Raw genomic sequence first — 26,002 nt, forward strand, 5'->3', positions numbered from 1 at the left:
CTCATATACTGGCTCAATGTCTTGGCTGCTTAAGCGACGAAGGGTCATGATCGGCGCTGCACAAATGTGACTTTTCAAAACACCACTTTTGATTGCGTGCCTTATTGCCGACATCGACTTGCCTGATATCTGTTCTAATACGCGCCAGAACTGCCGCAATGACATGACAGGATCATGCGGTGGACCGGCACACATCACGTGCCACGCAGGCGTTCTCCATGAAAGACGCCTGTTCAAATCTGGCAGGGCAATGCGTTGCCCGCCGCAGACGGCTCAGGCCCTGGAATACACATGTCGGATCGCTACGAACTTTTCCTCACTTGCCCCAAGGGCCTCGAAGGCCTGCTTGCCGAGGAAGCCACTGCGCTGGGCCTGCAAGAGACCCGCGAGCACACTTCAGCCATTCGCGGCTCGGCCGACATGGAGACCGCTTACCGGCTGTGTCTCTGGTCGCGACTGGCCAACCGCGTGTTACTGGTGCTCAAGCGCTTCCCGATGAAGGATGCCGAAGACCTCTACCACGGCGTACTGGATGTCGAGTGGCAGGATCATCTTGAATCCGACGGCACCATTGCGGTGGAATTCAGTGGTCATGGTTCGGGCATCGATAACACCCATTTCGGTGCATTGAAGGTCAAGGATGCGATCGTCGACAAGCTGCGTACTCCGGATGGCGAGCGTCCTTCGGTCGACAAGATCAACCCCGATCTGCGCGTGCACCTGCGCCTGGATCGCGGCGAAGCCATTCTGTCCCTCGACCTGTCCGGGCATAGCCTGCACCAGCGCGGTTACCGTCTGCAGCAGGGCGCTGCACCGCTGAAGGAAAACCTCGCCGCCGCTATCCTGATTCGTGCTGGCTGGCCGCGCATCGCTGCCGAGGGCGGCGCGCTGGCCGACCCGATGTGCGGTGTCGGTACGTTTCTGGTCGAGGCCGGGATGATCGCCGCCGACATCGCCCCGAACATCAAGCGTGAACGCTGGGGCTTCTCGGCCTGGCTGGGCCACGTCCCGGCGCTGTGGCGCAAGCTGCACGACGAAGCGCTGGCCCGCGCAGAAGCCGGGTTGGCCAAAACACCTTCGTGGATTCGCGGTTACGAGGCTGATCCGCGACTGATCCAGCCGGGACGCAACAACATCGAACGTGCTGGTCTGAGTGACTGGATCAAGGTCTATCAGGGCGAAGTCGCGACCTTCGAGCCGCGTCCCGACCAGAACCAGAAAGGTCTGGTGATCTGCAACCCTCCGTACGGCGAGCGCCTGGGTGACGAAGCCAGCCTGCTGTATCTCTACCAGAACCTCGGCGAGCGCCTGCGTCAGGCCTGCCTTAACTGGGAAGCTGCGGTGTTCACCGGCGCGCCGGACCTCGGCAAGCGCATGGGCATTCGCAGCCACAAACAGTATTCGTTCTGGAACGGCGCCTTGCCGTGCAAGCTGCTGCTGATCAAGGTCACGCCTGACCAGTTCGTGACCGGCGAGCGACGCACCCCCGAGCAGCGTCAGATCGAACGCGAAAACCCGGTCGAGGTTGAAGTCGTTGAGCGCAAACTCAACAAGAACGGCAACCCGATCAAGCCGGAACCGGTGGTGGTCGAACAGGCGCGCCTGAGTGAAGGCGGGCAGATGTTTGCCAATCGCCTGCAAAAGAACCTCAAGCTGATGGGCAAGTGGGTACGTCGCGAGGGGATCGATTGCTACCGCGTGTATGACGCCGACATGCCTGAATACTCGCTGGCGATCGATCTGTATCACGACTGGGTGCATGTTCAGGAATACGCCGCACCCAAGTCCATCGATCCGGAAAAGGCGTCAGCCCGGCTGTTCGATGCGCTGGCGGCCATTCCGCAAGCCCTGAACATCGACAAGAACCGCGTAGTGATCAAGCGTCGCGAGCGTCAGAGCGGCACCAAGCAGTACGAGCGCCAGAGCGCCCAGGGCCAGTTTCTGGAAGTCAGCGAAGGCGGCGTCAAGCTGCTGGTCAATCTGACCGACTACCTGGACACCGGGCTGTTTCTCGATCACCGGCCGATGCGCATGCGTATTCAGCGCGAGGCGGCCGGCAAGCGCTTCCTGAACCTGTTTGCCTACACGGCGACGGCCAGTGTGCATGCTGCCAAGGGCGGTGCGCGCAGCACCACCAGCGTCGACCTGTCGCGGACCTATCTGGACTGGGCGCGTCGTAACCTGTCGTTGAACGGTTTCTCCGACAAGAATCGTCTCGAGCAGGGCGACGTGATGGCCTGGCTGCAGGCCAATCGCGACGAGTACGACCTGATCTTCATCGACCCGCCGACGTTCTCCAATTCCAAGCGCATGGAAGGCATTTTTGATGTCCAGCGTGATCAGGTCGAGCTGATCGATCTGGCCATGGCGCGTCTCGCACCGGGAGGCGTGTTGTACTTCTCCAACAACTTCCGCAAGTTTGTGCTTGATGAAAACCTGAGTCAGCGTTACGCGGTCGAGGACATTACCGCGCAAACCATCGATCAGGACTTCGCCCGTAACGGCAAGATCCACCGCGCCTGGAAAATCATGGCGCATAGCTGATCCGGTGCGTGATGAACTGATCGGTAATGGTCCGTTCATCGCGCCTCGCGATACCTCCTGCACTCGCTTGCATGCCCGTGCAGACAGACCAACGGATCGTCCTGAAACCGCCATAAGCCTATGAAAATTACTGGCGAATAGCTATAACAGAAGTCATAGCCAGCCTGACGCTTCCGTATGTTGGCGTCATGAGTTTGTGTGTATGACAGTGAAACGGTTCAAGCTGAGAATTCTGAGTTTCATCAATGGTCAGCGATCAGCGTGGCTTATCGCAGTGCTGGTATTGCTGATCGGTACGGCACTTACGATCATGCTGGCGCTGGCCGATAACGAGTTGTATCAGCGCCAGTTGCGTCAGCGTTTCGACATGGTTGCCGCGGAGCGCTTCAGTCGCCTGCAGGAGCGTCTGGACCGGCAGGTCACCCGGCTCGACACGTTGGCTCGCTTTTTTATCTACTCCCATCAGGTTGAACTGTCCGAATTCGACGGGTTTGTCGCGCCGTTGCTGATTGGCACCCAGGCGTATGCCTGGAACCCGAGGGTGCTGCAGGCCGAGCGTGCAGCCTTTGAACGACAGTCGCGTGAGGAAGGATCGCCCGGGTATGCCATACGCGAGATGGATGAAAACGGCGCCTTGAAAATCGCCGCCGTGCGAAATGAATACTTCCCGGTTCGATTCATCCAGACCCTCAGCAACATTCCAACGCCAGCGGGGTTTGATATTGCTTCCGAGCCGGTGCGGCGTGCCGCTCTGGAGCGTGCGCGGTTGCTGAAACGAACGGTCGCAACGCCTCGTATTCGCCTGCTGTCTCTGGAGCCGTCCGATACCTACGGCATTTTGCTGGTCGCACCGGTGTTCTCGATTGGCCAGCCGGTTCCGCAATTGAGGGGCTACGTCACCGCAGTGATCAGCCTGACGCAATTGATGAACGTTGGAACGGCGGAGCAGGACAACCTTGCCGTGACCATGCTCGACCTCAGTTCGCCGGAAACGCCCGAGCAGGTCTACCAGTCTCCGCTCCGCGCAATACGCAATCAGCTGTACGCCAGCAGCCTGCTGAGCCTGGGCGACAGGGATTATCTGGTCGAGGTTCGCCCTACGCAGATTTTCAGTCTGAATAACCAGATCATGATGCCCGGTCGGGTGCTGTGGCTTGGAGGACTTTTGAGCCTGATGCTCAGTGCCTTGCTCTACAGCCTGATCAGCCAGCGTCAGCGCGCCTTGCAACGGGTGGCGCAGCGTACCCGCGAGCTGCGCCAGCGCGAGCAACAATTGAGGGCTGCGCACGGTCAACTGCGCAGTGTGCTGGATGCGGCGACAGAAGTGGCAATCATCGCGACCGATCTGGACGGGCTGATCAAGACGTTCAATGTCGGGGCACAGAAAATGCTCGGCTATGCACAGGAGGATGTGCTGGGCAGGTTTCGCCTCATGGACTTTTATCAGTCTGCTGATCTGGAGGCCCGAGCGAGCCGCTTGAGCAAAAGCCGCGGGCAACCGATCAGCGCCTCGCAACTGATGTTTCTCGACGCCGTGCAGGATGGTAACCATCCTTCGCAGGAGTGGACCCTGCAGCGCAGCGATGGCAGCACGCTGGTGGTGAATATGCTGGTCACCGCGGTGCGTGACGATCAGGGGCTCTGGACCGGGTATCTGGCCGTGTGCATCGACGTTACCGAGCACAAGCGTGTCAATCAGGCCCTTGCCGAGCAGGGGCAGTTGCTGAAAAAGCTCGGCTCGCAAGTCCCGGGCGGTATTTACCAGTACCATTTGGCCGTTGATGGCAGCGCGCGTTTCAGGTACGCCAGCGCCGGCATGTGCGAGCTGTTCGAAGTGGATGAAGAGCAGTTGCTGGGCGACTCTGAAACTATCCTGCAACGCATACAGCCGGTGGATCTGACACGGGTCAAAAGCTCCATTCTGATCAGCGCCAAACACCTGACACCGTGGAGTCAGGAGTACCGCGTCGATCTGCCACGCAAGGGTTTGCGCTGGCTACGCTCGGCGTCGACGCCTGAGCGCCTGGCCGATGGCAGCGTGCTGTGGCATGGCTTTGTGTCCGATATCACCGACCTCAAGCGCGTCGAGCAGGAGTTGCGTGCGCTGTCGGTCACTGACGTGCTGACCGGTGCCTATAATCGGCGCTACTTTCAGGACCGGATGCAGTCCGAGCTGAAAAGAATCGACCGGCACGGCGGTAACCTGTCGGTCATCATGCTCGATATCGATCACTTCAAACGGATCAATGACCGCTTCGGGCACGCCGCAGGCGATCAGGTGCTCAAGGCCATTTCGGAAAAGATCAGCCAGCGGCTGCGCAGCGATGATGTGTTCTGCCGCCTGGGTGGCGAAGAGTTCATGGTGATCTGCCCGGGAACGCGCGGTGCCCAGGCCTATCAACTGGCACTGAGCCTGCGCGATGAACTGCGCAAGCAGGTTATCGAAGGCGTCGATCAGGTGGTCACGGGCAGCTTCGGGATCGCCAGCTGGCGCGAGGGTGAGGGTGTCGACGCAATGTTGCTGCGCGCCGACTCGGGTGTCTATGCGGCGAAACAGGCCGGTCGCGATCGGGTCGAGCCTGAGCAACGCTGATGAAGACAGACCCGCTGCGACAGCGGGTCTGTTGTTGATGGCCAGTATCGGTTGGTTATTGCTGGATCGAGACCGTGGTGTTGGTCAGCTTGGGCTGTCGATACAGATCGATCAGTACCTCGTCGAGTATCGAGGATGCGCCGAACGGACGCGGGTCGTTGAGGATCGCCACGACTGCCCAGGTGTTGCCGTTACTGTCGCGGCTGAAGCCGGCAATCGCGCGTACGGTATTCAGGGTGCCGGTCTTGATGTGCGCCTCGCCCAGCAGCGGGGTGCGCTTGAGTCGCTTGCGCATGGTGCCGTCGAGGCCGGCCAGCGGCATCGAGCTCATGAATTCGGCCGCATAGGGGCTGCGCCAGGCCGCTTGCAGGATCACCGCCATTTCACGCGCGCTGACACGCTCGGCCCGCGAAAGCCCGGAGCCGTTCTCCATGACCAGATGCGGCGCAGTGATGCCTTTCTTCGCCAGCCACTGACGGATGACACGTTGCGCGGCCTTGCCGTCGTCACCGTCCGCTTCGTTGCGGAACTCTTCGCCCAGGCTCAGGAACAGTTGCTGGGCCATGGTGTTGTTGCTGAATTTGTTGATGTCACGAATGACTTCCACCAGGTCCGGTGAAAAGGCCTTGGCCAGCAACTTGGCATTGCCGGGCAGCACGCCAACGCGGTCCTTGCCCTGAATGGTGCCGCCCAGTTCCTGCCAGATGGCTCGCACTGCGCCGGCCGCGTAGGTCGGATGGTCCAGCAGTGACAGGTAGGTCTGTGAGTTGCAGCCATTGCCCAGCTGGCCTGTGACCGTCACGTTGACGCTGCCATCGGCCTGGGTGACCGGGTTGTAGCGCACATCCCCGGTGCATTGCTTCGAGGCGCTTGCCTTGACCTGATTATCAATGCGGATGCTGGCAATCGGCGGCTCGACCGAGACCAGAATCCTGCCATCGTCATTACGGGTCACGAATCGCAGCGCCTTGAGGTTGACCATAAGCGCGTCGGGTTTGACCAGAAACGGCTTGTTGTCGTCATTGCCGTCATCGTTGAACACCGGCAATTGCGGTTGCACAAAATGACTGCGGTCCAGTACCAGGTCGCCGGTCACCTGCTGTACACCGTTGGCGCGCAGGTCACGCATCAGCAGCCAGAGCTTTTCCATATTCAGCTTGGGATCGCCACCGCCCTTGAGATACAGGTTACCGCGAAGCACGCCATTGCTCAGAGTGCCGTCGGTGAAGAATTCGGTTTTCCACTGATGGGTCGGGCCGAGCATTTCCAGGGCCGCATAAGTGGTGATCAGCTTCATGGTAGAAGCCGGATTGACCGATACGTCGGCGTTGAACACGGTCGGCGTGCCCGGGCCGTTAAGCGGCAACATCACCAGCGACAGTGCGTCATCGCTGAGTTTGCTGGCTTTCATAGCCTGTTGAACCTTGGGGGGCAGCGTGGTGTTGATGACGGCGGCGTAGGAGGGCAGAGCCAGGGGCAAAAAAAGTGACGCGAGCAACAATGGACGTAGCGACTTGATCATTGACTAAAACCCTACTGCAAAGAGGGAAACGAAAAAGAGGGCATGGATGAATTCCCTCGGTAACTATTGCAAATGGCGATTCGATTTCGATAACTATAGTAGTGAATGCGCGGCGGGCTTTTTTTGTAACACGCAATGCCACGCATGAAACGAGTCGCATTATGCCCCAAGCGGGGCAGGCTTGTGACCGGGGGGTAAGCCGGTAAATGCTATTTTTTATTGATTCGGCATCGGCGGCTGCTGCAAGGCCGGATATCCATCACCCGCTGTAATTGTCGGGCTTTTAAATTGCCAAGCTGGTAAAGTGCCGCCCGATATTTATTGATGAGGATTGTCCCATGGCCACTAACCGCTCCCGCCGTCTGCGCAAGAAACTGTGTGTGGACGAGTTCCAGGAATTGGGTTTCGAACTGAACCTGGACTTCAAGCAAGAGCTGGACGACAAGGCAATCGATGCTTTCCTTGACGCTTTCCTGAAAGAAGCAATGGAAGCCAACGGTCTTGGCTATGTGGGCGGCGACGACTTCGGTCTGGTTTGCCTGAGCAAGCGTGGCTCGGTCAGCGAAGAGCAGCGTGCTGCTGTCGAAGCCTGGCTCAAGGGCCGCAGCGAACTGACAGAAGTCACTGTCAGCCCGCTGATCGACGTTTGGTACCCGGAAAAAGAAATCAATCCGGCCGCCTGATGTAGCGGGAAGCAGGCCAGCGCCTGCTTCCCTTGCCTGTTCCCGCGCACCCTTTCGTACATACCCTCGCCATACCGTCTTCAGCGCTCGCTCAGTCAGGCTTTGCCTGTTGCAGCATCAGTGCGTCCTCAAGCTCGATCATGGCCAGTTCGACCGCCTGCTGGCAGGTGCGGAACTGTTCATCCGGCGTGTCCGGTTCGCAGGCCAGTTCGAGCGCATCACAGGCGTCGACCACCCTTGAAGCCGTGATGATCCGTGCCGCGCCTTTGATCCTGTGCGCCAGGTCACGGGTTTTCTGACGATTGTTTTCCGGCATTAGTCTGGCGAGCAACAGCCGGTCTTCGTGGTTACTGTGCAGCAGTTGCGCGAGCAGACGCTCAACCATTTCAGGACGGTCACCGGTCAGGTTGCTGACGCTGTCGAGGCTGAAGGGGAGGGCCCGCGGGGGCGCCAGCGGGGCAATGGCTGCCAGCCGCTCGCTGAGCATCGAGAGGCTGATGGGTTTGAACATGCAATCGTCCATGCCTGCTGCCCGGCAGCGTTCTATCTCGTCGGGCTGCGCGTTGGCCGTGAAGCCCCAGACCGGGCAGCGTTGGCGTTCGCAGGCGCGCTCCTGTTCACGGATAGCCGCGGTCATGTCGTAGCCGTTCATGATCGGCATGTTGCAGTCGGCGACGACCAGATCGAAGGTATCGGTCTTCCAGCGCTCGAGCCCTTGCGCGCCGTTTTCGGCCATTTCGCAGTGATGGCCTAGAAAGCCGAGCTGCTGGCAAAGCAGCAGTCGATTGGCCGGATGATCGTCGACGATCAGGATTCTGAGTGCCTGATGAACGACGGCTGCCGGTTGCGCAACGACGGGCTGCCCGGTCAGCGCTTCAAGTGTGGTCAGTACCAGGTTCATGCTGATCCGGGTACCGTGCCCCGGTGTGCTGTCGAGCGAGAGATTGCCGCCCATCATCATGCACAGGCTGCGGCAGATCACCAGCCCGAGCCCGGCGCCGGTACGCGCCATTTGTCCGGTGTTATCGGCCTGAGCGAACGGTTCAAACAAGCGTTGCTGGTCTTCGACACTGATGCCGATGCCGCTGTCCTGAACGGTGATGTGCAGATGCAGCAGTTGCGGGTCCGGACTTTCGGCTGCCTGCAGTACGACCTTGATCCGCCCCATCGGGGTGAACTTGATGGCATTGCTGACCAGGTTGGACAGTATCTGTTTGAAGCGCAGCGGGTCGATCAATACGTCGGCATTGATCCTGCTGTCCAGTTCCAGTACCAGCTCGAGGTCCTTCTGCCGCGCCAGACCGTCGAATACCCTGAGCACCGATTCCACCAGACGACGCAGATTCGCCCGCTCGGGGTTGAGTGACAGCCGCCCGGATTCGATGCGGGCGATGTCGAGGATATCGCCGATCAGGTCGAGCAGGTCGTTGGCCGAACTGTAGGCGACTTCGATGGCGGAGCGATCCAGTTCGCCGTGATCGGCACGTTTGAGCGCCAGTTCCAGCATGCCGATCACTGCATTCATGGGCGTGCGGATTTCATGGCTCATGGTGGCAAGGAAGGTGCTCTTGGCCCGGCTGGCGGCGTCGGCCTGCTCCTTGGCAGCCTGCAAGTCCTCGATGAGCTGGCGACGCTCGCTGATGTCGATCCAGCCACCGATAATGCCCTGCACTTCGCCCAGAGAGTCACGAAACGGCAGGATCCAGTGGTAGATGGTCAACTGTCGATCGCCAATGCGCAGAGGGCGGTCGAGGATCAGTGCGGTATTGCTGGCCATGACCCGCTGATAGTCGGCAGCATATTCCCGGGCTTCGAAGGCATTGCCCAGCACCCCTTCGGTAGCGCTCTTGCCGATGATGTCCTCCCTTTGCGCGGAGAAAACCCTGAGGTAGCTGTCATTGCACATGCGCAGCATACCTTCGCGATCCCGTACGTAGATTGGATGCGGTGTACCCTCGACCAGCGCGCGCATGAACTCGAACTGATCGCCCAGCGCTCGTTCCGCAGCCTCGCGCTGACGTATCTGCCGGCGCATCCAGGCATTCCAGGCCAGCAGGCCCAGCAGCAACAGGCCTGCACCCACCACAATCTGATAGATCAGCCGCTCATAGTCATGCCAGTTGGCGCGTGAGGGGGTGTAGACGCGCCATCGGTTGTTGATCGCTGCCAGATCCTGCGGCGCGATACTCGCCAGCGCCTTGTCGAGAATCGAACTCAGCTCGATGGCATTGCGTGAGGTCGCCATCGAAATCAGCGCCGGATCCTCGCCGACGGTGGCGGTCATCTGCAAACGCTCCTCGAAGATGCCGGAAGACAGGAAATAGTCCGCGCTGAGCAGCGAGATGACCGCACCTTCCGCTCTGCCCAGCGACAACATGTCCAGCGCCTGGAATGGATTGTCAATCTCCAGCGGCACGACCCTGGGGTATTTGCGGCTTAGCCAGTCCAGCACCGGGCTGCCCTGAGTGATCGCCAGACGCTTGCCGTCCATCTGCTCCAGATAGCTGGGGGCACCCTGGCCCTTGTGGGTGACCAGCACGAACGAGTTGTCGATGTAGGGGCGGGTGAAGCTCAAGCGGTCCTCACGCGCATCACTGGACACCAGCGCGCCGATCATGTCGGCCTGGCCTTCGCTGACCTGATTGAGCATGTCGGTCAGGCTGGGCGAGCGTTTGACGTCGAACCTAAGCCCGGTACGCAGACGCACCAGTTCGAGCAAGTCTGCGGTGATGCCGCGAAAGTTACCCTTGGCATCGAAGAATGTCAGCGGCGCATACGCTTCGTTGACGACCACGCGTACGGTCGGGTGCTGCGCGATCCAGCGTTCCTCGCGTTGCGTCAGTTGCAGCTTCTGGTCGGTGAGCATCAGGTCGCTGCCCGTGCTCCAGCGTCTGGAAATATTGATGCGTTCATCGACGGGGATGGCTTTCAGCGTCTGATTGATGATGCCCAGCAGTTGCGTGTTTTCGTTGCTGACCGCGAAGCTGAAACCGTTGGGCTCGTGCTGGCCGAAATTCGACATCTGCACGTTGTTCAGATAACCCTTGTTGATGATGTATTGGGTGGAAATCGTATCGCCCAGAAACACGTCCGCCTGATTGAAAGCGACTGCGTTGATGGCGTTCTGAAAAGAGGGATAGGTTTTCAGCGTTGCGCCTGGATAGGACGCTTCGACCTCGGCAGGCGGCAGGTAGTGATAGACCATGCTCAGCCGCATGCCTTTCAGGCCCTCGTTCAGGGGGCGGGTGTCTCCGACCCGGGTGACCAGAACGGGTTGATCCACCGAGTAGGGCTGCGAAAGCCTGATGTTTCGATCGGTGGCTTCAAAACCGTTTGCGGTACCCAGCAGATCGATCTGGCCTGCGGCAAGGGCCTTGATCGCCGCATCACGGGTTTCGAAACGCTGAACCCTGACGGGCAGGTCCAGCGCATCCGAAATGATCCCTGCATAATCGGCAGTGATGCCTTCGTAATCGTTACCCGACATCGTGATATCAAAGGGCGGGTAATCGGGGTTCGAGGTGCCGAGAATCAGTTCGCGTTGACCGCGCACCCACTGCCACTGGTGACTGTCCAGCTTCACATCCATGTGCGCCGGGCTCGAACGACCGAGCAGGGTATAGTGATCGGCCGCATGAAGACCGGCCTCAGCACCCCAGCCTGTGCACAGGCTTGTAGCCAGTATTAATAATTGTCTGAAGCGCTTGGGCATCCGTTTTCTCACACTAGCGCGTTGCGTTTTGCCATCTCGATAAGTTCTACCAAGGTTCTTGTTTTTAGTTTTTGCATCAGTCGCGTTTTGTAAGTACTGACGGTTTTGTTACTGAGAAACATACCCTTGGCTATTTCCTTGTTGGAACGGCCCTGGGCAAATAACTGCAATACCATCAGTTCGCGGTCATTGACCAACTTGAACAGCTCCAGCTCGTGGGTCTGTCCATCTTCACGAACTGCGCACGTCAACGCCTGACTGGGAAAGTAATTGTAGCCGGATAATACCGCTTTCACCGAACTGAGCAGCTCGCTAAGGTCTTCCTGCTTGCACACATAACCCGAGGCACCCGATTGCATGCAGCGAATGGCAAACAGGTTGGGAGTTTGCGACGTCAGCACCAGAATCTTGGAGGACAGCCCCATCGTATTGAAGCGAGCCAGCACCTCAAGGCCGTCGAGCTTGGGAATGCTGATATCGAGGATGATCAGGTCGGGCATGCATTCACGAACCATTTGCATGGCGTCGACACCGTTATCGGTTTCGCCGACCACCTCATAGTTTTCGTTCTCCAGAAGCATTCTTACCGCCATCCGGATGACCGGGTGATCGTCGATGATAAAAACTTTTTGTGGACAGACGTATGCTTGGTGTCAAAGCCCACAAGGCTTTGACTGCTCTTGAGCCCCTGATCTGCTTGGCTTTTAGCTCAAAGCCCACAAGGCTTTGGTGCTCCTGCTCCTGCTCCTGCTCCTGCTCCTGCTCCTGCTCCTGCTCCTGCTGGTAGGGGTGATGTATGTTTTTGATTGGGAGTGGTGAGCAATGTTAATCCGACTAAATAATATCGATGGCCATCCGGGACGCTCCAGAACATTGAAAAAATGCTGTCGATTCAGAAAGTTGACTCTGGCTAAACCTACGGCACGATGTCAAACTTTCCCCAATCGCATTATAAGAGGATTGCTTTTAAACATGCGGGTGCGCCCATCAGACGGCTTTGATAGCTGTCGAGTTTTTAAATCCCATAATCGGTTATTGGGCTCAAACTGTCTGGCGGAATTTCTTAATGCAGTTACCGCTATGGTTAGCTACCCCTTCGCTAAAGGAACCCGAAGGTGGATGCAGCAATAAGTTAAAGATTCGATTGGCAACCTGATCCAACGCAAAGAATATTCTATTAACAGCCGTGCATGCTGAGCATCCATTAAGTCGGAGGCGCCATCGGCTCATTGATCTCAAACGGCCTGTTGAAGAGCATTTTTAATCTTTTGTTGCTGGTGCATTTGTCGGTGAGTGGGAGTGGGATTGACATAGCAAATAAATGAATTGCGTCGTGGCGGGCAGACGGATTTATCCCACTCGTTCACTTGGAGAGGCAACCTCACTCTTCGTGTAGTAGCATCCCGCCATGTATCAATTTTGAGTAACGTCATGGGTGAGCAGTTAGATTTTTCGAACGTTTGGGAGACCGGGCTTGTGAAGATTGCCAGGAGTCAGCTCCGAACACTGCGCGAGCTGGATCAAGACTTCACCGGGAATGTGGGAGCCTTTGACGTCGACGCTGCGCTGAATAGGCTGTGTGCGCTCACTGATCTTGTTTATGAAGCAGACTTCGAGTTTTCCCAACAGGCGCGGGCTGCTTTGTTACCTATTAATGAAGATGGGATGGAAGTAATGCGTCGCCGCGCCATGCGTGAACTCGCGCCGTCAGGCCGGCCAGGGGGACTGGATGTCGAACCAGTCGTCGCTCTCTACCACGCGATTCTGTCAAACCTGCCAAGCTTTGCTGCGGGGGAGACTTCGAGACATGCGCTGGCGCTTTCACGAACGATGTACAGCGAGCTTGTACAACGGTGCGCCAACTACCCGAGGTTTGACGCTGTCAGCAGTGTCGTCTGCGTCCATACCTACCCAATGTCGCGGATGTGCTCGACAAGATGCTGGCCAACAATAATCAGCCTGAAAAACAGATTTTTGAGCTGCTCACCGCCGCGTTCTACATAAAGAATGGGTATGAAGTCTCCTTCATCCCAGAAGGGTCGATTACGTGGCCCGATGGTAAAACCAAAAAATCACCAGATATGCTCGTCACCATGGGCGATTGTGAGTTCTACGTTGAGTGCAAGCGCGCACAGAAGCAGACTCAGTATTCTGAGGTTGAAGGGCAGGCTTGGGCTGTTATCTGGGATCGTCTGAGCCACCACATGTTCAGGGTGGCGCCATGGTGTACTGTCGACATCACATTTCATCACTGCTTGGCAGAGGTTGCGGTTGAGCGAGTGTTAGAGTCGCTGGATCGGGCACTAAAGGATCCGTTGAGCAGGGCTATAAACGACTTGCTGACCGTTGAGGTGCGGGTCATTGATAAGAAGGCTTTGAAGCAGCACTACCGTAAGTTTTCTGTTAGGCCTAACAGCCCTCAGCAAGAGTTGCTCGTATTCGGAAACATGGACAGCAATGAAAAGCGCAGCATCGCGACATTGGCAAAGCAGGTCATACGTCCCGGTACGGGCAAAGACATACTCAACCTGTTCGTCAAGGATGTCGCGAATTGCGTGGGTGCTCAATGGCGCTGCCATCATGAGGAATCCCTAAGACTGCGTTCAAAGCACTTCAAAGGTCTCGTGCATGACGGCGTTTCTCAAATTCCGTCAGGAAAGCCAGGCCTAGTGCACATTTTGTATGAGACCCGGGACGGCATTAGGATCGAAGAGCTGCGGCGAGACAAGAACTTAGAAAATATTTCTAAGTACGACGCTTCACAGTCATCGGCGATCGGCGTCTTTTTACACAGTGTCAATTATTATCCGTTCGAGGATGACTATGACTGGGCTGAAACTGTTGATAATTTTGGGCGCATCCCTGACCTGTTCGACCTCTTCCCTCGACAGACGCTGATGATTTCAGCCGGCTCGACGCTGGAAGTGCCTGATATCACTCATTGGCAGCAAGATAAAAGCGCAAGAGAAATCCGATGACTGGTCGCATTGAACACGGGTTGAACGCTGTCAAGCCTCAGGCTGTGCTCGCTCCATCGTAATCCGAGAATCGACAGACTCTCAGGCGGTCGGGTAATGGATTATCCAACGCCTCCCCCCGCCAGATAACCGATACAATACAGTTCGAGATTAGAACCTGATGGACGCATCGCAATATCCGTTGTTCCAAATTCCCCCGAGTGAGTTTGAAAAACTCGCGATAGACTTGCTGAATGCTGAAGGTGGCCGGTACGGCCCTGCTGGGCGTGCTGAATTCGATATTCTGGGACGTAGAGCTGCTGAGAGTGACGAGAAAGGCAAGATCGCTATCGAAGTCAAGCACCGCGTCCATATACAGATTGACCAGGTTAAGGCCTTTATTGAAAGAGCGAGTGCGCTTCCTGAGCATTTCAGCAACCTCGTCTTTCTGACCTCTGCTCCTATCACGTCTGTGCAACGTCAACAGATCAACAGAATCGCTGAGAGCTTGTCTGGTCGGCAACTAACAGTCATTGGCCAGCGCGAGCTGGAAGCGATGCTCGCGAAACACCGCACGATCGCTGACAAGTATTTCAAGCCAGCCGCAGCGGACAGGCGAAAGAGAATATTGACCTCTTTCGTGGCAGTCCTCGCGGTGATTTTCTCAACTCTTTCGTACTTCGCTCAGGTATGGGATCAACTCTATAAACCTGAGCCTTCCAGTTTTGAAAGCCGCATTGACTCTGTGGAGCAGAATCTCCGTGGACTCAAATCGCTTGAGCAAAGCTTGCAAGGCCTGAAGGCTCAGCTTCAGGAAACGTCAGCTGAGACGGCCCGAATTCAGCTGGAATACGAAGAGGCACTCAAGCTGAAATCCTTCACAGATGAGGAGATCAATCGGTTTAAGAAAGCTGCCAGTACCACGAGCGCCATGGATACGTTCCTAAACTACTTTTACGGGTTCCTCCTCGGTGTTTCTGGTTCGATCTTGGCGACGATTATTACTGATCGCTGGAAAACCTGGCGGGCATTGAATCGTACCTGATGGCAGTGGCCGAGGAGTACTGGCCAGCTGGTCTGTGCTTCGCTCACTATCGTGATTCATTGGCATGAAGCACTTTTCATTTAGAAAGAGGTTTTACGTTGGCCAGATGATGTTCACAGCCTTGGGGCGTTTACCTACCGTTGTGCGAGGGGATAGTCTTTTTGTAAGCGCAATAAAGCGTTTCTCGCCCAATTTGTCAGTTTGGAACGGGTAGAAGTCCAAAGTGGTGGTGAGGTTTCTCATGGGGTTGGTAGAGTCACCAGTCTGCTTAGTGGAGCGGGTTCAAAGCGCCAACTCTTCGAGATGCGGTGCGACGTGGCTTTTCCAATACGGTAGCAGTGGCAGGCAAGCTAGGTAGTACATTAACCAGCATGCATAAATACTGGAGGGTAGGTAACAGTTGCCAGAGGCCAACTTGCCGTGCGCCAGTTCGTGCCGCAAGCATGGGCCACCCTTTAGATTGAACAACAGATCAATGGTGTAGATCAGATCAACGCCAAATATCGACTCCAACTGATCGCGTCGGTTTTTCAACAGTCCGCTGATTGAACGGTCTTCCTGAAACATCTCCTCATCGAGTTTTGAGGTGTCGAATCCAACATCGCTGAGCACGTGACGAAGCGAGTTCTCAAGCTGAGGGAAAAGCAGGTGACAGGCCGACATCATGTCGCCTTGGAGAAAGCGGGCGAGACCAAGGGCGTAGATTTGTTTGAATCCTGGATGAACGAAGGGACTGACTGACACGATAGCCATGAGGTGGCGATCGTCTAAAGCAAATTTTGTAAGCAAAGTCTGCGCGGCGGGCTTTACGCGACTCTCGACTACCATCTGGTAATGGATATCAAGGTAGATAAGGCTCTCATGCTCATACCACTCAGGGGGAGGCGTCTGGTTAAGATTAACGGCTTGAGCTTGGTTGATTACGCGCCCCAAGACGTCGGTGTATATCCGTCCGCTGAAAAGATCAGATAAGAACGAGTCGCTGCGATCCTTGATGATGTCCGTATGCAACGCCATTTTTTGCGGCACGTCGCAGACAAACGCAAGCCTGTAAAGAAAGTCTGGAAGCGTGAGGTGCTTGAAAATGTCGATGGTACCTTGGCGCTCCTCACTTAAATCCATGGGAGTTCTGAAGACCGAAAACTCATGAGCAGCTTGTGCTTGCTCCTCTAGCAACTGGGCCTTCAAGGCCTCCAGTTCTTTCTGCATTCCTGGGATTGAACGAAGCTCTCGGATGGCATCTCGCGTCCAGCTTGCTTTTGCCATGTAGCTGTCGACAGCGTCCCCCATCTTGAGGGTCTGCTGGATCGACTGGAGCTTGCAGCGCTTGAAGCATTCATGATCTTGCAATTGTTGGTGAGCCTGGGCGGCAAGCTCCCACAACAATTTGACTGCCATGGCGTACTCACCAGCCCCGGCATGGGTTGCTAATTCCTCAGCATCTTGGGCCACTTGTGCCGATTCAATCATCTTGAATGCCTCCCCCAAGCGTGCGAGTCGGTCAAACGTCGAATAGCACCGCCGCCTCTGAGCTTCGCCGTAAAGCCGCTTCCAAGAATCTACAGCGGCTTCGGGAGGGTTTTTACGCTTCCCGGTACTGGCGATGATATGGAAGACCCGGTGGATCAAATCAACGACTTTTGAGGACAGGCCATAGGGCGGTTCGTAGCTGAAAGAAAGTTTGTCGTCGAGATAGAACTCGATTGCCTGGCAGTAGGCTTCGATGGATAAACTGGCGGACTGGTGGAATTTTCTGTGGTTATACCAAGCCACGTCAGCGACCCGGGCACGCAGCAGGGGATGATCGATACTTTTCGCAATCGTGGCGAGTACCTGGCTTTGCTCGCCGCTGATGTCTGACGGAACAGGGGTACGCATTCCGTCTCTGATCAACCTTGGGCCGAATGCGTCTTGGCGATCAACCGAAAAGTGGTATGAGCACACGACCATGAGCACCCGATACGCTCGGTATGCGCCACGTTGACCATCGGCAAGCGCCTGTCTGGCCAGAGCACCAAACTGAGAATCGAGCGTAAAAAATTCGAGGGTGTCGATGGTTTCCAGCAGATTGCTGATTCTCGTTTGTTCGAAGTCGGCGATAGATGCCAGCTCCAGTTCAAAACGGTGGCGCTGGTCGTCAATGGTAGTTGCCGACTCTGATTCAGTCTCTTGCAGCGCTTGACCACCTGTACCCCCTTTGTCGTGCTGGGGTGCGTCCAACAGATCAGTGTCCTTCACTTTGCCTCTCACTCCTTTTTTCTGTGCCAGATGCTATATCTGTCGTCTTACAACGGAGCCGGAGCTGACGCCATGTCATCCGGCGCTTAGATCCGCTGGGGTTTTAGGTTGGCCGGGTCGGAAAGTCCAGATGCAGGTTTACCAAAGTCGTCGTGACATGCTGCCATGAGCTGTGCTTGAGCTGCTATCGACGTCGCGAGCTACGGCCATGTGCATCACTCCCAGCAGCCGGTTGCTCTTGCTGCCTACGCCGCCAACAATTCGATCTTTGCAAACCCACGGGATCTGCTACAGCGGTCATGAATACCGCTCGTCTTCTATGTGCGTATGGTTGACGTGCTTTGGCCTCCGGTGTAATTTAACTCGCGCTCACTTTTTGAGCCAAGGGGTGAAGAAATCGCCATCCATTAGACGTAGACCGTCAGTGGAGGCTATTTTCTAACACGGCACCCCGGCCTACGGCTAAAGGACTTTGTCTGCCATCGATAGCTCTGCGCACCTTTTTAAGATGCGTTGTACCTAATTGTGGAGACTAGCAATGTCCTTTTCCCTTTCTTATGACGAGTTTCAATCCGTCAGTTTTGCTTTACGTGCTGCTCGAATTTTCCCACCTGAGGTCTTGAAGGGGCTCAAATTCCAGTTCCCGCGCGTGAGTCCTTGGTACCCCCTCCGTCCTGCTGACTTTCTTGCTCTTGCCTACTATGGCCCGAATGTCATACCCGCTACCTACAATGGCTTTAAAGGTATCTTGGACAAAGCATTCAAGGATGCGGTGGCGAGAGGTGAAGTCGAACAACTACTTCGTAACGAAATGTATCGCCAAGCTGCTGAGGAGTACGGATTCAGTAGTCTCGAAGCTTTTCAGGCTCTCTACCGCGAGCTGGATCAAACAGCAGCAGATTTATGCGCGCCCCCCTATGCAAAAATATGCAACTGCGGTGCCTACATCGAAGCGCAGTTGCGTAGCAAGTCTTGCAACATCAGCTTACTGAAAGACCTACGCCACACGTACGTCACGGCGTTCTCGCGTTATGCTCCTTACCTCTGGGATATCTTCGTCGCTACGAGGCAGGGACTGTTGCCCTCAATTTACCTGGATCATTTCAAAGGTGAGTTGGTGTATCTGCACAAAACCGACGACTGCGTGGAGGCCTACATCATCGGGTGTTCGGGCTATATGCGAGGAGTGGAGCAAGTACTCAGCCCGCAGATGGGTCAATCCACGACTGAAGATCTGAATGAAATTCGTGAGATATCTCGAAAGCAGTTTGGTGAGATTCGCGTCCTTTTCAAAGATATGGTCTTGGTGGAGGTCTCAGCATGAGCTATTTCTTCAAGATGACCGGTCGAGAAGGGATGGTTCCCTGCAGCATTTGCCGTGGTGGAAGCGCCGAAATCATCTGCCCGGACTGTGATTGCCGAGGCTATGGTGCGGACGTTGAAGGTAATTACGAGGATTGCGATCGCTGCTATGGAGACGGCTATCTGCCGCCCGATGAATGTGAGAACTGCCTAGACGGTTTTGTTGAACAAGACGACTGTTCAAATGCTCCAAATGAAGACTGAAGGTTTGTAAGCTGTCGATAAACCGCTTTCTCCAGGCCACGTATGGTGAACTGTAGGGTCAGTGATCAGGGGCTGACGTTCTGGCGGCCCTAATCGCGATAGTGGATTCGTGCAGAGTGAAACGTTGGACACAGCTCTTGGCTAAGTGAAAAAATAGCCAAGAGCTCTGTTCCCGGCTTTCCGCGAAGACGCACTCAGCAAGCGATAGCCAGCAACCCTTATAGCATGTCTCGCAGGTACTTACTGATCGCATTTTATGTTCCGAAACGACGTTGGCGGCAGTGAGCAATGGCGTATTGCGGCCACTGCACCAAATTACTGATAGCATATGTTCTAATATTTGGTGATAACTGTTTTTATATACAGTATCAAAACAGAGGTACGTGCTCTCTCCCAAGCTACCTAACGGTTAATGTTGATTAGCCTCCGCGTATTCAAAGATCATGCGTGAGCTCGGTCTGCTAGGCGAGTCGTTGGTTAGGGAAGCATACCTAACTTTGGAATGTGTATGGATACGACGCTACCTGAGATTGCGACGCTGCCAGGCGACGCTCCTTTGCCGTTCGATGCAACTCTGCTCTTCAAGGCACTCCAGTATCAATTGCTCGTGGCTATTGAGTACTGCTACGACTTGGCGTCTGACGAATGCTTGTGGGTAGAAGCCATGGGGGACGTCACCGTTCCCGGCAAAGTCCAGACAGAGGTCAAGCTCTATTCCGATAGCCTCACGGACAGTCATGCCAATTTCTGGAACACCGTAAAAAACTGGCTCCATGAAAATTTTGAGCGCACTTCGTTCAAGAGCTTGGTACTGCTGACGACCCAAAAATTCGGCGCCCTGACGTTATTCAAGGATTGGAACACGGCCAGCCCTGCAGAACGGCTCTCGATCATGGAGAGCATCGCCGCATCATCTCAAGCAAGTAGTGCCAAGAAGGCCAAGAAGGCGTCCGAGTCCGCAGAAGACGCTGCAGGCAAAGCGCCGCAACCCCAATCGCTTCAGCAGTACGTCATGGCCCCAGAGCGGCGAGACGCGTTGATGGAAGTGCTGGAGCGCATGCGCATCACCACAGGCGCTGAGACGCTGGAGCAACGCCTTCAGAAGTTTGAGACTCGGCATCTCAAGCCAATTCGACCTTCAAAATGTCAGCAGTTTATTTACGAGCTGCTGGGTTTTATCGGCAGCCCACAGCTCTTGATTGGCGGCTGGGTAATAACCCATCAAGCCTTTACTAACAAATTGTCAGAGCTCACTCATCGGTACATGAGGCACCCGCGTACTTTCCCGACTGTGGATATCAAAGCGCTCAAAGAGAGCATTGATATCGAGGAAATTCGACCCATGCCATTCGCTCAGAAGATCGTGGAGTTCGGCGGCGAAAGTCAATTGAAACGCGCAGCACTGCACCGAGTGGTCGCGCATACCACGATCTCGGATCTGTACACAGATGGCGTTCTGTTCAAGCCGATGGTGGATCTCTACCTGAGTAATCACCTGACACAGCACCAATACGGGCGCGAGCTGGCGATGCTCGGCTGTGCGGGAGTGAGTTGCCCAGCCGACCTCAACACTCGCTCCATGAAGTTCTTTCTGGAGCGAAATTGCCTGCCTGTCGAGTCGTTCTGTGGGTTGGAAAATACGATGCCCGAATTTCGCAATGGCATCTATCACATGCTCGCCGGAGAGAAGCCAGCAGATGAGGATGAAGAGTTTCACTGGAGGCTTTGGTAATGGCTACTCAAGTCTCTGATCACCTGTACACCCTGCACCGCACGCCCTTTGCATTAGCCCCTGTAATCCAGAGCTTCTACGAGAATTGGGAGCCGCTTGAAAAAGATATCCTGCTTAGCTACCTGATTCTTCCTTTGGTCACCTACAAGCCAATGCACGGGTTTCTCAAGTTTGCTCGGCGGGACAGCAATGTGCGAACTATGGGGTCGGATTCAGCCAGGCTGGTCGGGCTTGCGTTGCGTGTAGAAGAATTTAAGCCGATCACCAATGCCGCGTTGCTCATCCTGGCCGCCGAAAAAAGCCTGGAAATTACACCCGAGCTGTCGATTCGATCGCTTAAGAAACCTCATTCGATCAATGCGGATAAAGCGCTGGTGAAGTACAGCCAGAAGCTGGCCATGGTGCTATCCGGTGAAAACGTCGTTTCCATTTACAGGATGTTGGGACTCAAATCGCTATGAAGTGTTATGTAGAGTACATCGGAGTCGTGGACAAAGAGCGTCGCGTCCATCACGTCCCGTTCAAGCCTGGTCTCAACATCGTGACAGGCAGGTCGTCCAAGGGTAAGAGCGCGATCCTCGACATCTTCGATTACTGCCTGGGCAGCTCCGAGGACACGATTCCCGAAGGAATCATCACGGATCGCGCAAAATATTTCTTCACAGTCCTGCGCTTTCCAGCAGTGTCTGTCGTGGTGGGGCGAACGGCAGCAAGCAATAGCTGCTTCCTGCGTGAGATCTCCGGGCCAGCGGTGGACGACACACTGGAGCTCATCGAGGACGTAGATACCTTCTTCGCTCAGAGTTTCTTCCAGCACAAGGATGCCTTTCTCAAGAGTCTTGGTCGCTACTTTGGGGTCACGTTGCAAAACATCGACACTGACCCTCTGCATAAAGAAATGACCGGCAAATGGAGTGCCACGCCTTCAGTGCGCAGCTTCGTATCATTCATGTTGCAGCATCAGAACCTGGTCGCTAACCGGCATGCGGTCTTTTACCGTTTTGAAGAGAAGCGCAAGCGCGATCAGGCGATTGATCAGTTCAAGATCTTCATGGACATCGTTGGTGAGGATTACTTCGATCTGGCCAAGCTGCGGACTGAGGCGTTGTATGAGCTCAAGCGTGCCGAGACACAGGTAGGCGCAGGCCTGGCTATGATGATCTGACACGACTAGACCATGTCGTATTGAGCGGGCAGTGTTCCGAATTTCTCGCTGCCGCGTTGAAGGAGAGTCCCAAGCACATCTGGTATGGGTTGCAGCTGAAAAGTATCCGTCCGGCCAAGTCATCTACTCAGTCCCGCATAACCATGGTAGCGCCCTGCCCACTACAACCAATTGGGCGACCAACACATTTGGGTTGTATACCCGTGCTTGGCTTAAGGCGCCGTTAGCTTATCTCGGCCCATCTCGTGGGATGCGAAGAGCATTCGGATGGCCAGCATTGCGCCTGTTAAAACTGCCGTAATACCTAGGGCTTCATACAGCGTTGGTAAACGTTGTTCAAAAAGCAATCCAAATAGGGTCGCGAAAAGAGATTCTAGAGCAATTAGTTGCCCCGAAAGCACCATGGGTAAATACCGAGACGCTTTGTTCCACGCCCATGCCCCCAATACGGACGACAAAATTGCAATTAGAAATGCCCACACATAAAGGCCTCCAGCGTTGGCAAAGCTAGCGCCTCGGGAAGGCATTTCAAAAAGGTTAAACGCGTATCCCAAGGGCATCAGCAGAAGCATACCCAGCGCGCTCCCGACCATCATGAGTCCTGTCCACGCGCTTGTTGAATGTTCTGAGATTTTGCTGAGACCTTTTTGGTTCAGCACACTGAACGCTAACCAAAACGCCACGGCACAAACAGAAAAAAGCACCCCGAACACGGCTGTGCCTTGCGGGGCGAGCTGGGTTTCATTAGCCATAACATTGATGAGCAGCAGGCCGAATATCAGCATGCACAAAGGCAATGCCAATTTTCGCCACGCCAAGATCTTGCTTTGCGCATTTCCAAGCAGAGCCAGCAGCACAGGCACCACCGCGATGAATGCAGGTGTCAGGACGGGGCCGCTGATCTTGACACCGCATGCAATGCAGACGCTGTATCCTAGATAGCCTATGGCTCCCAGTGCCAACGCCATCGTCCGCATAGGAAGTGTCAGCCCTCGAACGTTGGTGCGGTCGGCGATCATCCAAACGATTCCGACTACTCCAACGATCATGAATTTGACTGCCAGAAAGTCAAATATGCTGTAGTTCCCAGTGACATACGGAACGATAAAATTCGAACCCCAGCATAATGTTGCAAATACCGCAAAAAATATGCCGAGGACAAAAGGATGAGCTGATGTGTTCATAGGCGACTCCAAGGCTGGTAATCGCAATTTTGAACGTTTCCGAATGTATGCTACAAACGAGTTATCAGCCCTCAATGCATAATCCATGGTTATGAATTTACTCGGTAAGTCACTTCCGCCACTCGCTAGCTTGTTACCTTTTGAGGCGGCCGCCCGCCTGGAAAGCTTTTCACGAGCTGCTGACGAACTCCATATCACTCAAGCAGCAGTAAGCCGACAGATTCGAGGGCTTGAGGAGGATCTTGGTGTAGCACTCTTCGACAGGCGCAATCGTGCGGTCTTTTTAACGCCAGAAGGACGGCAGCTTGGGCTTGTCGTGAATGCCGCGTTAAACCAAATAAGCTCAGTCGCTGAGAGCTTGCGAGGCGCGGCCCGTCGGCATCAGGTCGTATTGCTCTGCCAGCTTTGTGAAGCGTTCTACTGGCTAATGCCGCGCCTTTCTCGCTTCCACCAACGCCATCCGGATATTGAGATTCAAGTCGTTACCACTACCCAACCGTTGACGGAATTCGGCGGTCATTTCGACGTTGCTCTCCAGAGCACTGGTCGAGCAAGCGGATTAAATCACCTGTTATTCACGGCTTCTGACGAAGTGTTCCCCGTGTGCAGTCCCGATTATCTGAGTAATCAAGAGGACGCATTGAAAGTCACAGATTTGGTACACCACACGCTCTTGCACCACCGGGCTACGCCTCCTCATTTGATGGAGTGGGACAGTTGGCTAGCCGAGTACGGCATCGTTCTGGATGGCCGCACCAAAAATCGTCATTTCGACAGTTACCCGATGATGCTTCAAGCCGCAGTGGAAGGACATGGTATTGCAGTCGGCTGGGCTCGAACTGCCGGGAGATTGGTTGAAAGCGGGGACTTGACCAAGCCTTGCGCTGAAAGCGTGTTTTTACCGCAAGCGATATCTGTTTTTAAACGCCCTGTTGTTACCGAGCGAAGAGAAACCAACTCGCTGATAGAGTGGCTCAGGATTGAACTGTTACGGGCGCCTGGGTCAGCGTTTCGCAGTCATCGCAGACCCATTTGCCACGGACATGGCGTTCGACGGTGAACACGCCGGGCGTGTAGTCCAGCTTCTCGCTAACGTCCTCACCGATGCGCTTGAGGGCGCAGCCGCACTGGCAATGGCTGTTGTCCGGTTCGTGATGGATCAGTGTGCGTGGAAACTCAGCCGGTAATGCAGTGCGCTTGGGCTTCTGCTTTTTCTCGGTCGCCGCTGGCACTGTCTGCAAGGCCTGAAGCTCTGCTTCAATCGCTGCGATATCGGTATCGATCAGGTCATCGAGCAAACTGGCCTGCTCAGGATTCATCTGCTCGCTGCGCTTGGCAAACTTCAAACGCTTGAGCTGGGCGATCTCGTGGGTCAGTTTCTCGATCAGCGTTTGGTCGCGGTTGATTTTCTTGCCCATCGTGTCGACTTGCGACAGCAACTGCACTGCCAAAGCACGCAGTTGGTCGGGGGACATTTGGTCGAGATTGGGAGAAGAAGTCATGCGCCGGATTTTGCCAGAGCAGGCGCTTCGCGGCGATAGACCGATAGGCTAATGGCAGCCGTTAAAGCAGTGTGATCGAGCCTCCAGAACCTGCGCGTTGCCATGGCAGACCCAGCACCAATGCTTGAAGTTGCTCGGTATCCAGTTCCATTTCAGAACCATGGCGAATGCCGGGCCAGTGAAACTTGCCTTGGTTTAACCGGCGCGCCGCCAGCCATATTCCAAAGCCGTCATGCACCAGCACTTTCATGCGATTGGCGCGGCGGTTGGCGAACAGATAAGCACAGTGCGGCTGCGCCGCACCGAACACCGCGATCACCCTGGCCAATGCCGTCTCGGTGCCTGCGCGCATGTCCATCGGCTCGGTGGCGAGCCAAATGGCGTCGATGCGAATCATCGAAGAAGGTCTCGAAGAAAAGTCGCGCAGGCAGCAGCATTTTCAGTGGGCCAGTTCACCGTGACGGTGCCTAGCGGGTGCTGTATTTCAACGCAGATGTTCGATGATGACGGGTGGGATTTTGCCTCAGCCAGCGACACGGGTAATGGAATAAATGCAGGTTGCAGCGCTGTGTTTTTCTGCACTGGCTGCCGAATCCATTTGTGGACGAGGTTTGCGTTGAGGTTATGGCTGAGTGCGACGCTGGCAATTGAAGCACCGGGCTGGGCACAGTCTTGAATGACTTGGGCCTTGAAGGACTTGGAATAGGAACGGCGTGTTGGCTGCATGAAATACCCGCTTAAAAGGCTAGAACTGGTGTCCACTTAAATTTAAGTGCACACCATGTCTTGGCTTTGCGGGGCTGGGTAGATGACTTGGCCGGACGCATACGCTGAAAAAGAGCAAGCCCAGCGAGAACCTGCTCAGAAACAGCCGAGCAATCACTGTTATCAGAAGTGACTGGATGGTGGTTACATCACTCTCAAGCCATCGATCCTGATTTGCTCATTGAGCGACTTGCAGAGGAAGGGCGTGACAATGCACTTGTTGGAGTCGGCCAGTCGGGGTACCTCGCTCTTCAGTTCGCAAGAGACGCTGAGAGCGCCGCGAAGCAGTTGCAACTGCATAGGAAGACGTCTGCCGTGCTTTTCCAAACGCTGACCTGATTGAAGCGACGCCGGATCTTTAGGCGTCACGGACATGGCTGAATTCATGGGTGATGGGGTCATTCAGGCAGCCTTTCTGCATGCAGCCCTGCCAACTGAACTGGATTACCGTGCTGATGAGACTCAGAGCCTCGCGATGTCTGACATTATCTATCGCCTCGCTGCCGGGTATGGGCACGAGCGGGGAGAGGCTGCTATGGAGTTTGTCATTGCGCTGGCCATCGAGAAGATCCGTCTTCATCAGTCTGTAGACGCCCGTTTGCGGACGAAGCTAATCGAAACCCTTACGGAAAAGATCCCCGAAATTTCTGATCTGCTAGATCCAGAGGAGGGGGTTCCTTTTTGAGCCTCTCCCCATCTGTTGCGGTGACTCATCTGTTCCTTGGTTGGAGAGATGAGTTTTGCTGCGATGGCATGGATTTTCACCAGCTTGAAACATCACAAGAGCGGCGAGC

General features: G+C 55.4%; 21 protein-coding genes and 1 pseudogene. 13 read left to right on the forward strand and 9 right to left on the reverse strand.

From position 1 onward, the window contains the following. Positions 1 to 291: 291 nt before the first annotated feature. Positions 292 to 2,544 carry a bifunctional 23S rRNA (guanine(2069)-N(7))-methyltransferase RlmK/23S rRNA (guanine(2445)-N(2))-methyltransferase RlmL gene (gene rlmKL, locus ACW55A_RS16770; RefSeq protein ID WP_072364697.1) on the forward strand — a complete coding sequence of 751 codons (2,253 nt, stop codon included), beginning with the start codon at positions 292 to 294 and terminating at the stop codon, positions 2,542 to 2,544. Between the two features lie 202 nt (positions 2,545 to 2,746). Beyond that, on the forward strand, positions 2,747 to 5,137 hold the full coding sequence (locus tag ACW55A_RS16775; protein ID WP_455807763.1) for a sensor domain-containing diguanylate cyclase: 2,391 nt from the start codon (positions 2,747 to 2,749) through the stop codon (positions 5,135 to 5,137). Between the two features lie 55 nt (positions 5,138 to 5,192). Here ACW55A_RS16775 and dacB read toward each other — a convergent pair whose 3' ends face one another. Beyond that, entirely contained in the window at positions 5,193 to 6,659 is a 1,467-nt protein-coding gene (gene dacB, locus ACW55A_RS16780) for a D-alanyl-D-alanine carboxypeptidase/D-alanyl-D-alanine endopeptidase (RefSeq protein ID WP_003366890.1), read from the reverse strand. Positions 6,660 to 6,997: 338 nt separating this feature from the next. Here dacB and ACW55A_RS16785 point away from each other — a divergent pair, with 338 nt between their 5' ends. Beyond that, positions 6,998 to 7,342, forward strand: coding sequence for a YggL family protein (locus ACW55A_RS16785; protein ID WP_003346101.1), 345 nt, complete (start codon positions 6,998 to 7,000; stop codon positions 7,340 to 7,342). 91 nt (positions 7,343 to 7,433) lie between these two features. Here the strand turns inward: ACW55A_RS16785 and ACW55A_RS16790 are convergent, their stop codons facing one another. Together ACW55A_RS16790 and ACW55A_RS16795 are read right to left on the reverse strand one after the other, a co-directional pair. Further along, positions 7,434 to 11,054 carry a transporter substrate-binding domain-containing protein gene (locus ACW55A_RS16790; RefSeq protein ID WP_498811056.1) on the reverse strand — a complete coding sequence of 1,207 codons (3,621 nt, stop codon included), beginning with the start codon at positions 11,052 to 11,054 and terminating at the stop codon, positions 7,434 to 7,436. Between the two features lie 8 nt (positions 11,055 to 11,062). After that, positions 11,063 to 11,674: a response regulator gene (locus ACW55A_RS16795; protein ID WP_498811105.1), complete on the reverse strand. Its 612-nt coding sequence runs from the start codon at positions 11,672 to 11,674 to the stop codon at positions 11,063 to 11,065. A gap of 811 nt (positions 11,675 to 12,485) precedes the next feature. Between ACW55A_RS16795 and ACW55A_RS16800 the strand changes: the two genes are divergently transcribed. From ACW55A_RS16800 to ACW55A_RS16810, 3 genes are all read left to right on the forward strand, one after another. Further along, positions 12,486 to 13,058, forward strand: coding sequence for a hypothetical protein (locus ACW55A_RS16800; protein ID WP_498811057.1), 573 nt, complete (start codon positions 12,486 to 12,488; stop codon positions 13,056 to 13,058). Then, on the forward strand, positions 12,992 to 14,032 hold the full coding sequence (locus ACW55A_RS16805; RefSeq protein ID WP_498811058.1) for a hypothetical protein: 1,041 nt from the start codon (positions 12,992 to 12,994) through the stop codon (positions 14,030 to 14,032). Before ACW55A_RS16800 ends, ACW55A_RS16805 begins: the two co-directional genes overlap by 67 nt. A 160-nt stretch (positions 14,033 to 14,192) precedes the next feature. After that, entirely contained in the window at positions 14,193 to 15,056 is an 864-nt protein-coding gene (locus ACW55A_RS16810; protein WP_498811059.1) for a restriction endonuclease, read from the forward strand. A gap of 282 nt (positions 15,057 to 15,338) precedes the next feature. Here the strand turns inward: ACW55A_RS16810 and ACW55A_RS16815 are convergent, their stop codons facing one another. Further along, positions 15,339 to 17,294 carry a DUF7380 domain-containing protein gene (locus ACW55A_RS16815; RefSeq protein ID WP_498811060.1) on the reverse strand — a complete coding sequence of 652 codons (1,956 nt, stop codon included), beginning with the start codon at positions 17,292 to 17,294 and terminating at the stop codon, positions 15,339 to 15,341. A gap of 538 nt (positions 17,295 to 17,832) precedes the next feature. On the opposite strand from ACW55A_RS16815, the gene ACW55A_RS16820 reads away from it, so the two are divergent. From ACW55A_RS16820 to ACW55A_RS16840, 5 genes are all read left to right on the forward strand, one after another. After that, positions 17,833 to 18,618, forward strand: coding sequence for a hypothetical protein (locus ACW55A_RS16820; RefSeq protein ID WP_498811061.1), 786 nt, complete (start codon positions 17,833 to 17,835; stop codon positions 18,616 to 18,618). Then, complete coding sequence (locus ACW55A_RS16825; RefSeq protein WP_498811062.1) at positions 18,615 to 18,860, forward strand: hypothetical protein; 246 nt, start codon at positions 18,615 to 18,617, stop codon at positions 18,858 to 18,860. Before ACW55A_RS16820 ends, ACW55A_RS16825 begins: the two co-directional genes overlap by 4 nt. A gap of 508 nt (positions 18,861 to 19,368) precedes the next feature. Further along, positions 19,369 to 20,592: a hypothetical protein gene (locus ACW55A_RS16830; protein ID WP_498811063.1), complete on the forward strand. Its 1,224-nt coding sequence runs from the start codon at positions 19,369 to 19,371 to the stop codon at positions 20,590 to 20,592. Then, positions 20,592 to 21,053, forward strand: coding sequence for a three component ABC system middle component (locus ACW55A_RS16835; protein WP_498811064.1), 462 nt, complete (start codon positions 20,592 to 20,594; stop codon positions 21,051 to 21,053). The genes ACW55A_RS16830 and ACW55A_RS16835 overlap by 1 nt, the downstream gene beginning before the upstream one ends. Beyond that, on the forward strand, positions 21,050 to 21,757 hold the full coding sequence (locus tag ACW55A_RS16840) for a hypothetical protein (RefSeq protein ID WP_498811065.1): 708 nt from the start codon (positions 21,050 to 21,052) through the stop codon (positions 21,755 to 21,757). The genes ACW55A_RS16835 and ACW55A_RS16840 overlap by 4 nt, the downstream gene beginning before the upstream one ends. A gap of 212 nt (positions 21,758 to 21,969) precedes the next feature. Here ACW55A_RS16840 and ACW55A_RS16845 read toward each other — a convergent pair whose 3' ends face one another. Further along, entirely contained in the window at positions 21,970 to 22,941 is a 972-nt protein-coding gene (locus ACW55A_RS16845) for a DMT family transporter (RefSeq protein ID WP_272235730.1), read from the reverse strand. A 91-nt stretch (positions 22,942 to 23,032) separates the two neighbouring features. On the opposite strand from ACW55A_RS16845, the gene ACW55A_RS16850 reads away from it, so the two are divergent. Beyond that, on the forward strand, positions 23,033 to 24,001 hold the full coding sequence (locus ACW55A_RS16850) for a LysR substrate-binding domain-containing protein (RefSeq protein WP_498811066.1): 969 nt from the start codon (positions 23,033 to 23,035) through the stop codon (positions 23,999 to 24,001). On the opposite strand, the pseudogene ACW55A_RS16855 reads toward ACW55A_RS16850, so the two are convergent. The 4 genes and pseudogenes from ACW55A_RS16855 to ACW55A_RS16870 all read right to left on the reverse strand — a co-directional run. Continuing rightward, positions 23,922 to 24,443, reverse strand: a pseudogene (locus tag ACW55A_RS16855) (IS66 family transposase); the annotation flags it as partial. The gene ACW55A_RS16850 and the pseudogene ACW55A_RS16855 sit on opposite strands and share 80 nt — an antisense overlap. A gap of 61 nt (positions 24,444 to 24,504) precedes the next feature. Next, positions 24,505 to 24,840: an IS66 family insertion sequence element accessory protein TnpB gene (gene tnpB, locus ACW55A_RS16860; RefSeq protein ID WP_232919501.1), complete on the reverse strand. Its 336-nt coding sequence runs from the start codon at positions 24,838 to 24,840 to the stop codon at positions 24,505 to 24,507. Then, positions 24,837 to 25,169 carry an IS66-like element accessory protein TnpA gene (gene tnpA, locus ACW55A_RS16865; RefSeq protein ID WP_198706250.1) on the reverse strand — a complete coding sequence of 111 codons (333 nt, stop codon included), beginning with the start codon at positions 25,167 to 25,169 and terminating at the stop codon, positions 24,837 to 24,839. Before tnpA ends, tnpB begins: the two co-directional genes overlap by 4 nt. 183 nt (positions 25,170 to 25,352) lie before the next feature. After that, complete coding sequence (locus tag ACW55A_RS16870; RefSeq protein ID WP_499140494.1) at positions 25,353 to 25,583, reverse strand: hypothetical protein; 231 nt, start codon at positions 25,581 to 25,583, stop codon at positions 25,353 to 25,355. Here ACW55A_RS16870 and ACW55A_RS16875 point away from each other — a divergent pair. Then, positions 25,582 to 25,893 (forward strand): hypothetical protein, encoded by a 312-nt coding sequence (locus ACW55A_RS16875; RefSeq protein WP_498811067.1) that lies wholly within the window; start codon positions 25,582 to 25,584, stop codon positions 25,891 to 25,893. The two genes, ACW55A_RS16870 and ACW55A_RS16875, sit on opposite strands and share 2 nt — an antisense overlap. The last annotated feature ends 109 nt before the right edge of the window (positions 25,894 to 26,002 follow it).

It is taken from the genome of Plantibacter cousiniae (nom. nud.) (assembly GCF_977070315.1).

What these genes read in the sequence shown, in the direction of transcription:
- rlmKL (WP_072364697.1), top strand. Translation starts at nt 292, where the DNA reads ATGTCGGATCGCTACGAACTTTTCCTCACTTGCCCCAAGGGCCTCGAA.
- ACW55A_RS16775 (WP_455807763.1), top strand. Translation starts at nt 2,747, where the DNA reads ATGACAGTGAAACGGTTCAAGCTGAGAATTCTGAGTTTCATCAATGGT.
- dacB (WP_003366890.1), bottom strand. Translation starts at nt 6,659, where the DNA reads ATGATCAAGTCGCTACGTCCATTGTTGCTCGCGTCACTTTTTTTGCCC.
- ACW55A_RS16785 (WP_003346101.1), top strand. Translation starts at nt 6,998, where the DNA reads ATGGCCACTAACCGCTCCCGCCGTCTGCGCAAGAAACTGTGTGTGGAC.
- ACW55A_RS16790 (WP_498811056.1), bottom strand. Translation starts at nt 11,054, where the DNA reads ATGCCCAAGCGCTTCAGACAATTATTAATACTGGCTACAAGCCTGTGC.
- ACW55A_RS16800 (WP_498811057.1), top strand. Translation starts at nt 12,486, where the DNA reads ATGGGTGAGCAGTTAGATTTTTCGAACGTTTGGGAGACCGGGCTTGTG.
- ACW55A_RS16805 (WP_498811058.1), top strand. Translation starts at nt 12,992, where the DNA reads ATGCTGGCCAACAATAATCAGCCTGAAAAACAGATTTTTGAGCTGCTC.
- ACW55A_RS16810 (WP_498811059.1), top strand. Translation starts at nt 14,193, where the DNA reads ATGGACGCATCGCAATATCCGTTGTTCCAAATTCCCCCGAGTGAGTTT.
- ACW55A_RS16820 (WP_498811061.1), top strand. Translation starts at nt 17,833, where the DNA reads ATGTCCTTTTCCCTTTCTTATGACGAGTTTCAATCCGTCAGTTTTGCT.
- ACW55A_RS16825 (WP_498811062.1), top strand. Translation starts at nt 18,615, where the DNA reads ATGAGCTATTTCTTCAAGATGACCGGTCGAGAAGGGATGGTTCCCTGC.
- ACW55A_RS16830 (WP_498811063.1), top strand. Translation starts at nt 19,369, where the DNA reads ATGGATACGACGCTACCTGAGATTGCGACGCTGCCAGGCGACGCTCCT.
- ACW55A_RS16835 (WP_498811064.1), top strand. Translation starts at nt 20,592, where the DNA reads ATGGCTACTCAAGTCTCTGATCACCTGTACACCCTGCACCGCACGCCC.
- ACW55A_RS16840 (WP_498811065.1), top strand. Translation starts at nt 21,050, where the DNA reads ATGAAGTGTTATGTAGAGTACATCGGAGTCGTGGACAAAGAGCGTCGC.
- ACW55A_RS16845 (WP_272235730.1), bottom strand. Translation starts at nt 22,941, where the DNA reads ATGAACACATCAGCTCATCCTTTTGTCCTCGGCATATTTTTTGCGGTA.
- ACW55A_RS16850 (WP_498811066.1), top strand. Translation starts at nt 23,033, where the DNA reads ATGAATTTACTCGGTAAGTCACTTCCGCCACTCGCTAGCTTGTTACCT.
- tnpB (WP_232919501.1), bottom strand. Translation starts at nt 24,840, where the DNA reads ATGATTCGCATCGACGCCATTTGGCTCGCCACCGAGCCGATGGACATG.
- tnpA (WP_198706250.1), bottom strand. Translation starts at nt 25,169, where the DNA reads ATGCAGCCAACACGCCGTTCCTATTCCAAGTCCTTCAAGGCCCAAGTC.
- ACW55A_RS16875 (WP_498811067.1), top strand. Translation starts at nt 25,582, where the DNA reads ATGGCTGAATTCATGGGTGATGGGGTCATTCAGGCAGCCTTTCTGCAT.
- ACW55A_RS16870 (WP_499140494.1), bottom strand. Translation starts at nt 25,583, where the DNA reads ATGTCCGTGACGCCTAAAGATCCGGCGTCGCTTCAATCAGGTCAGCGT.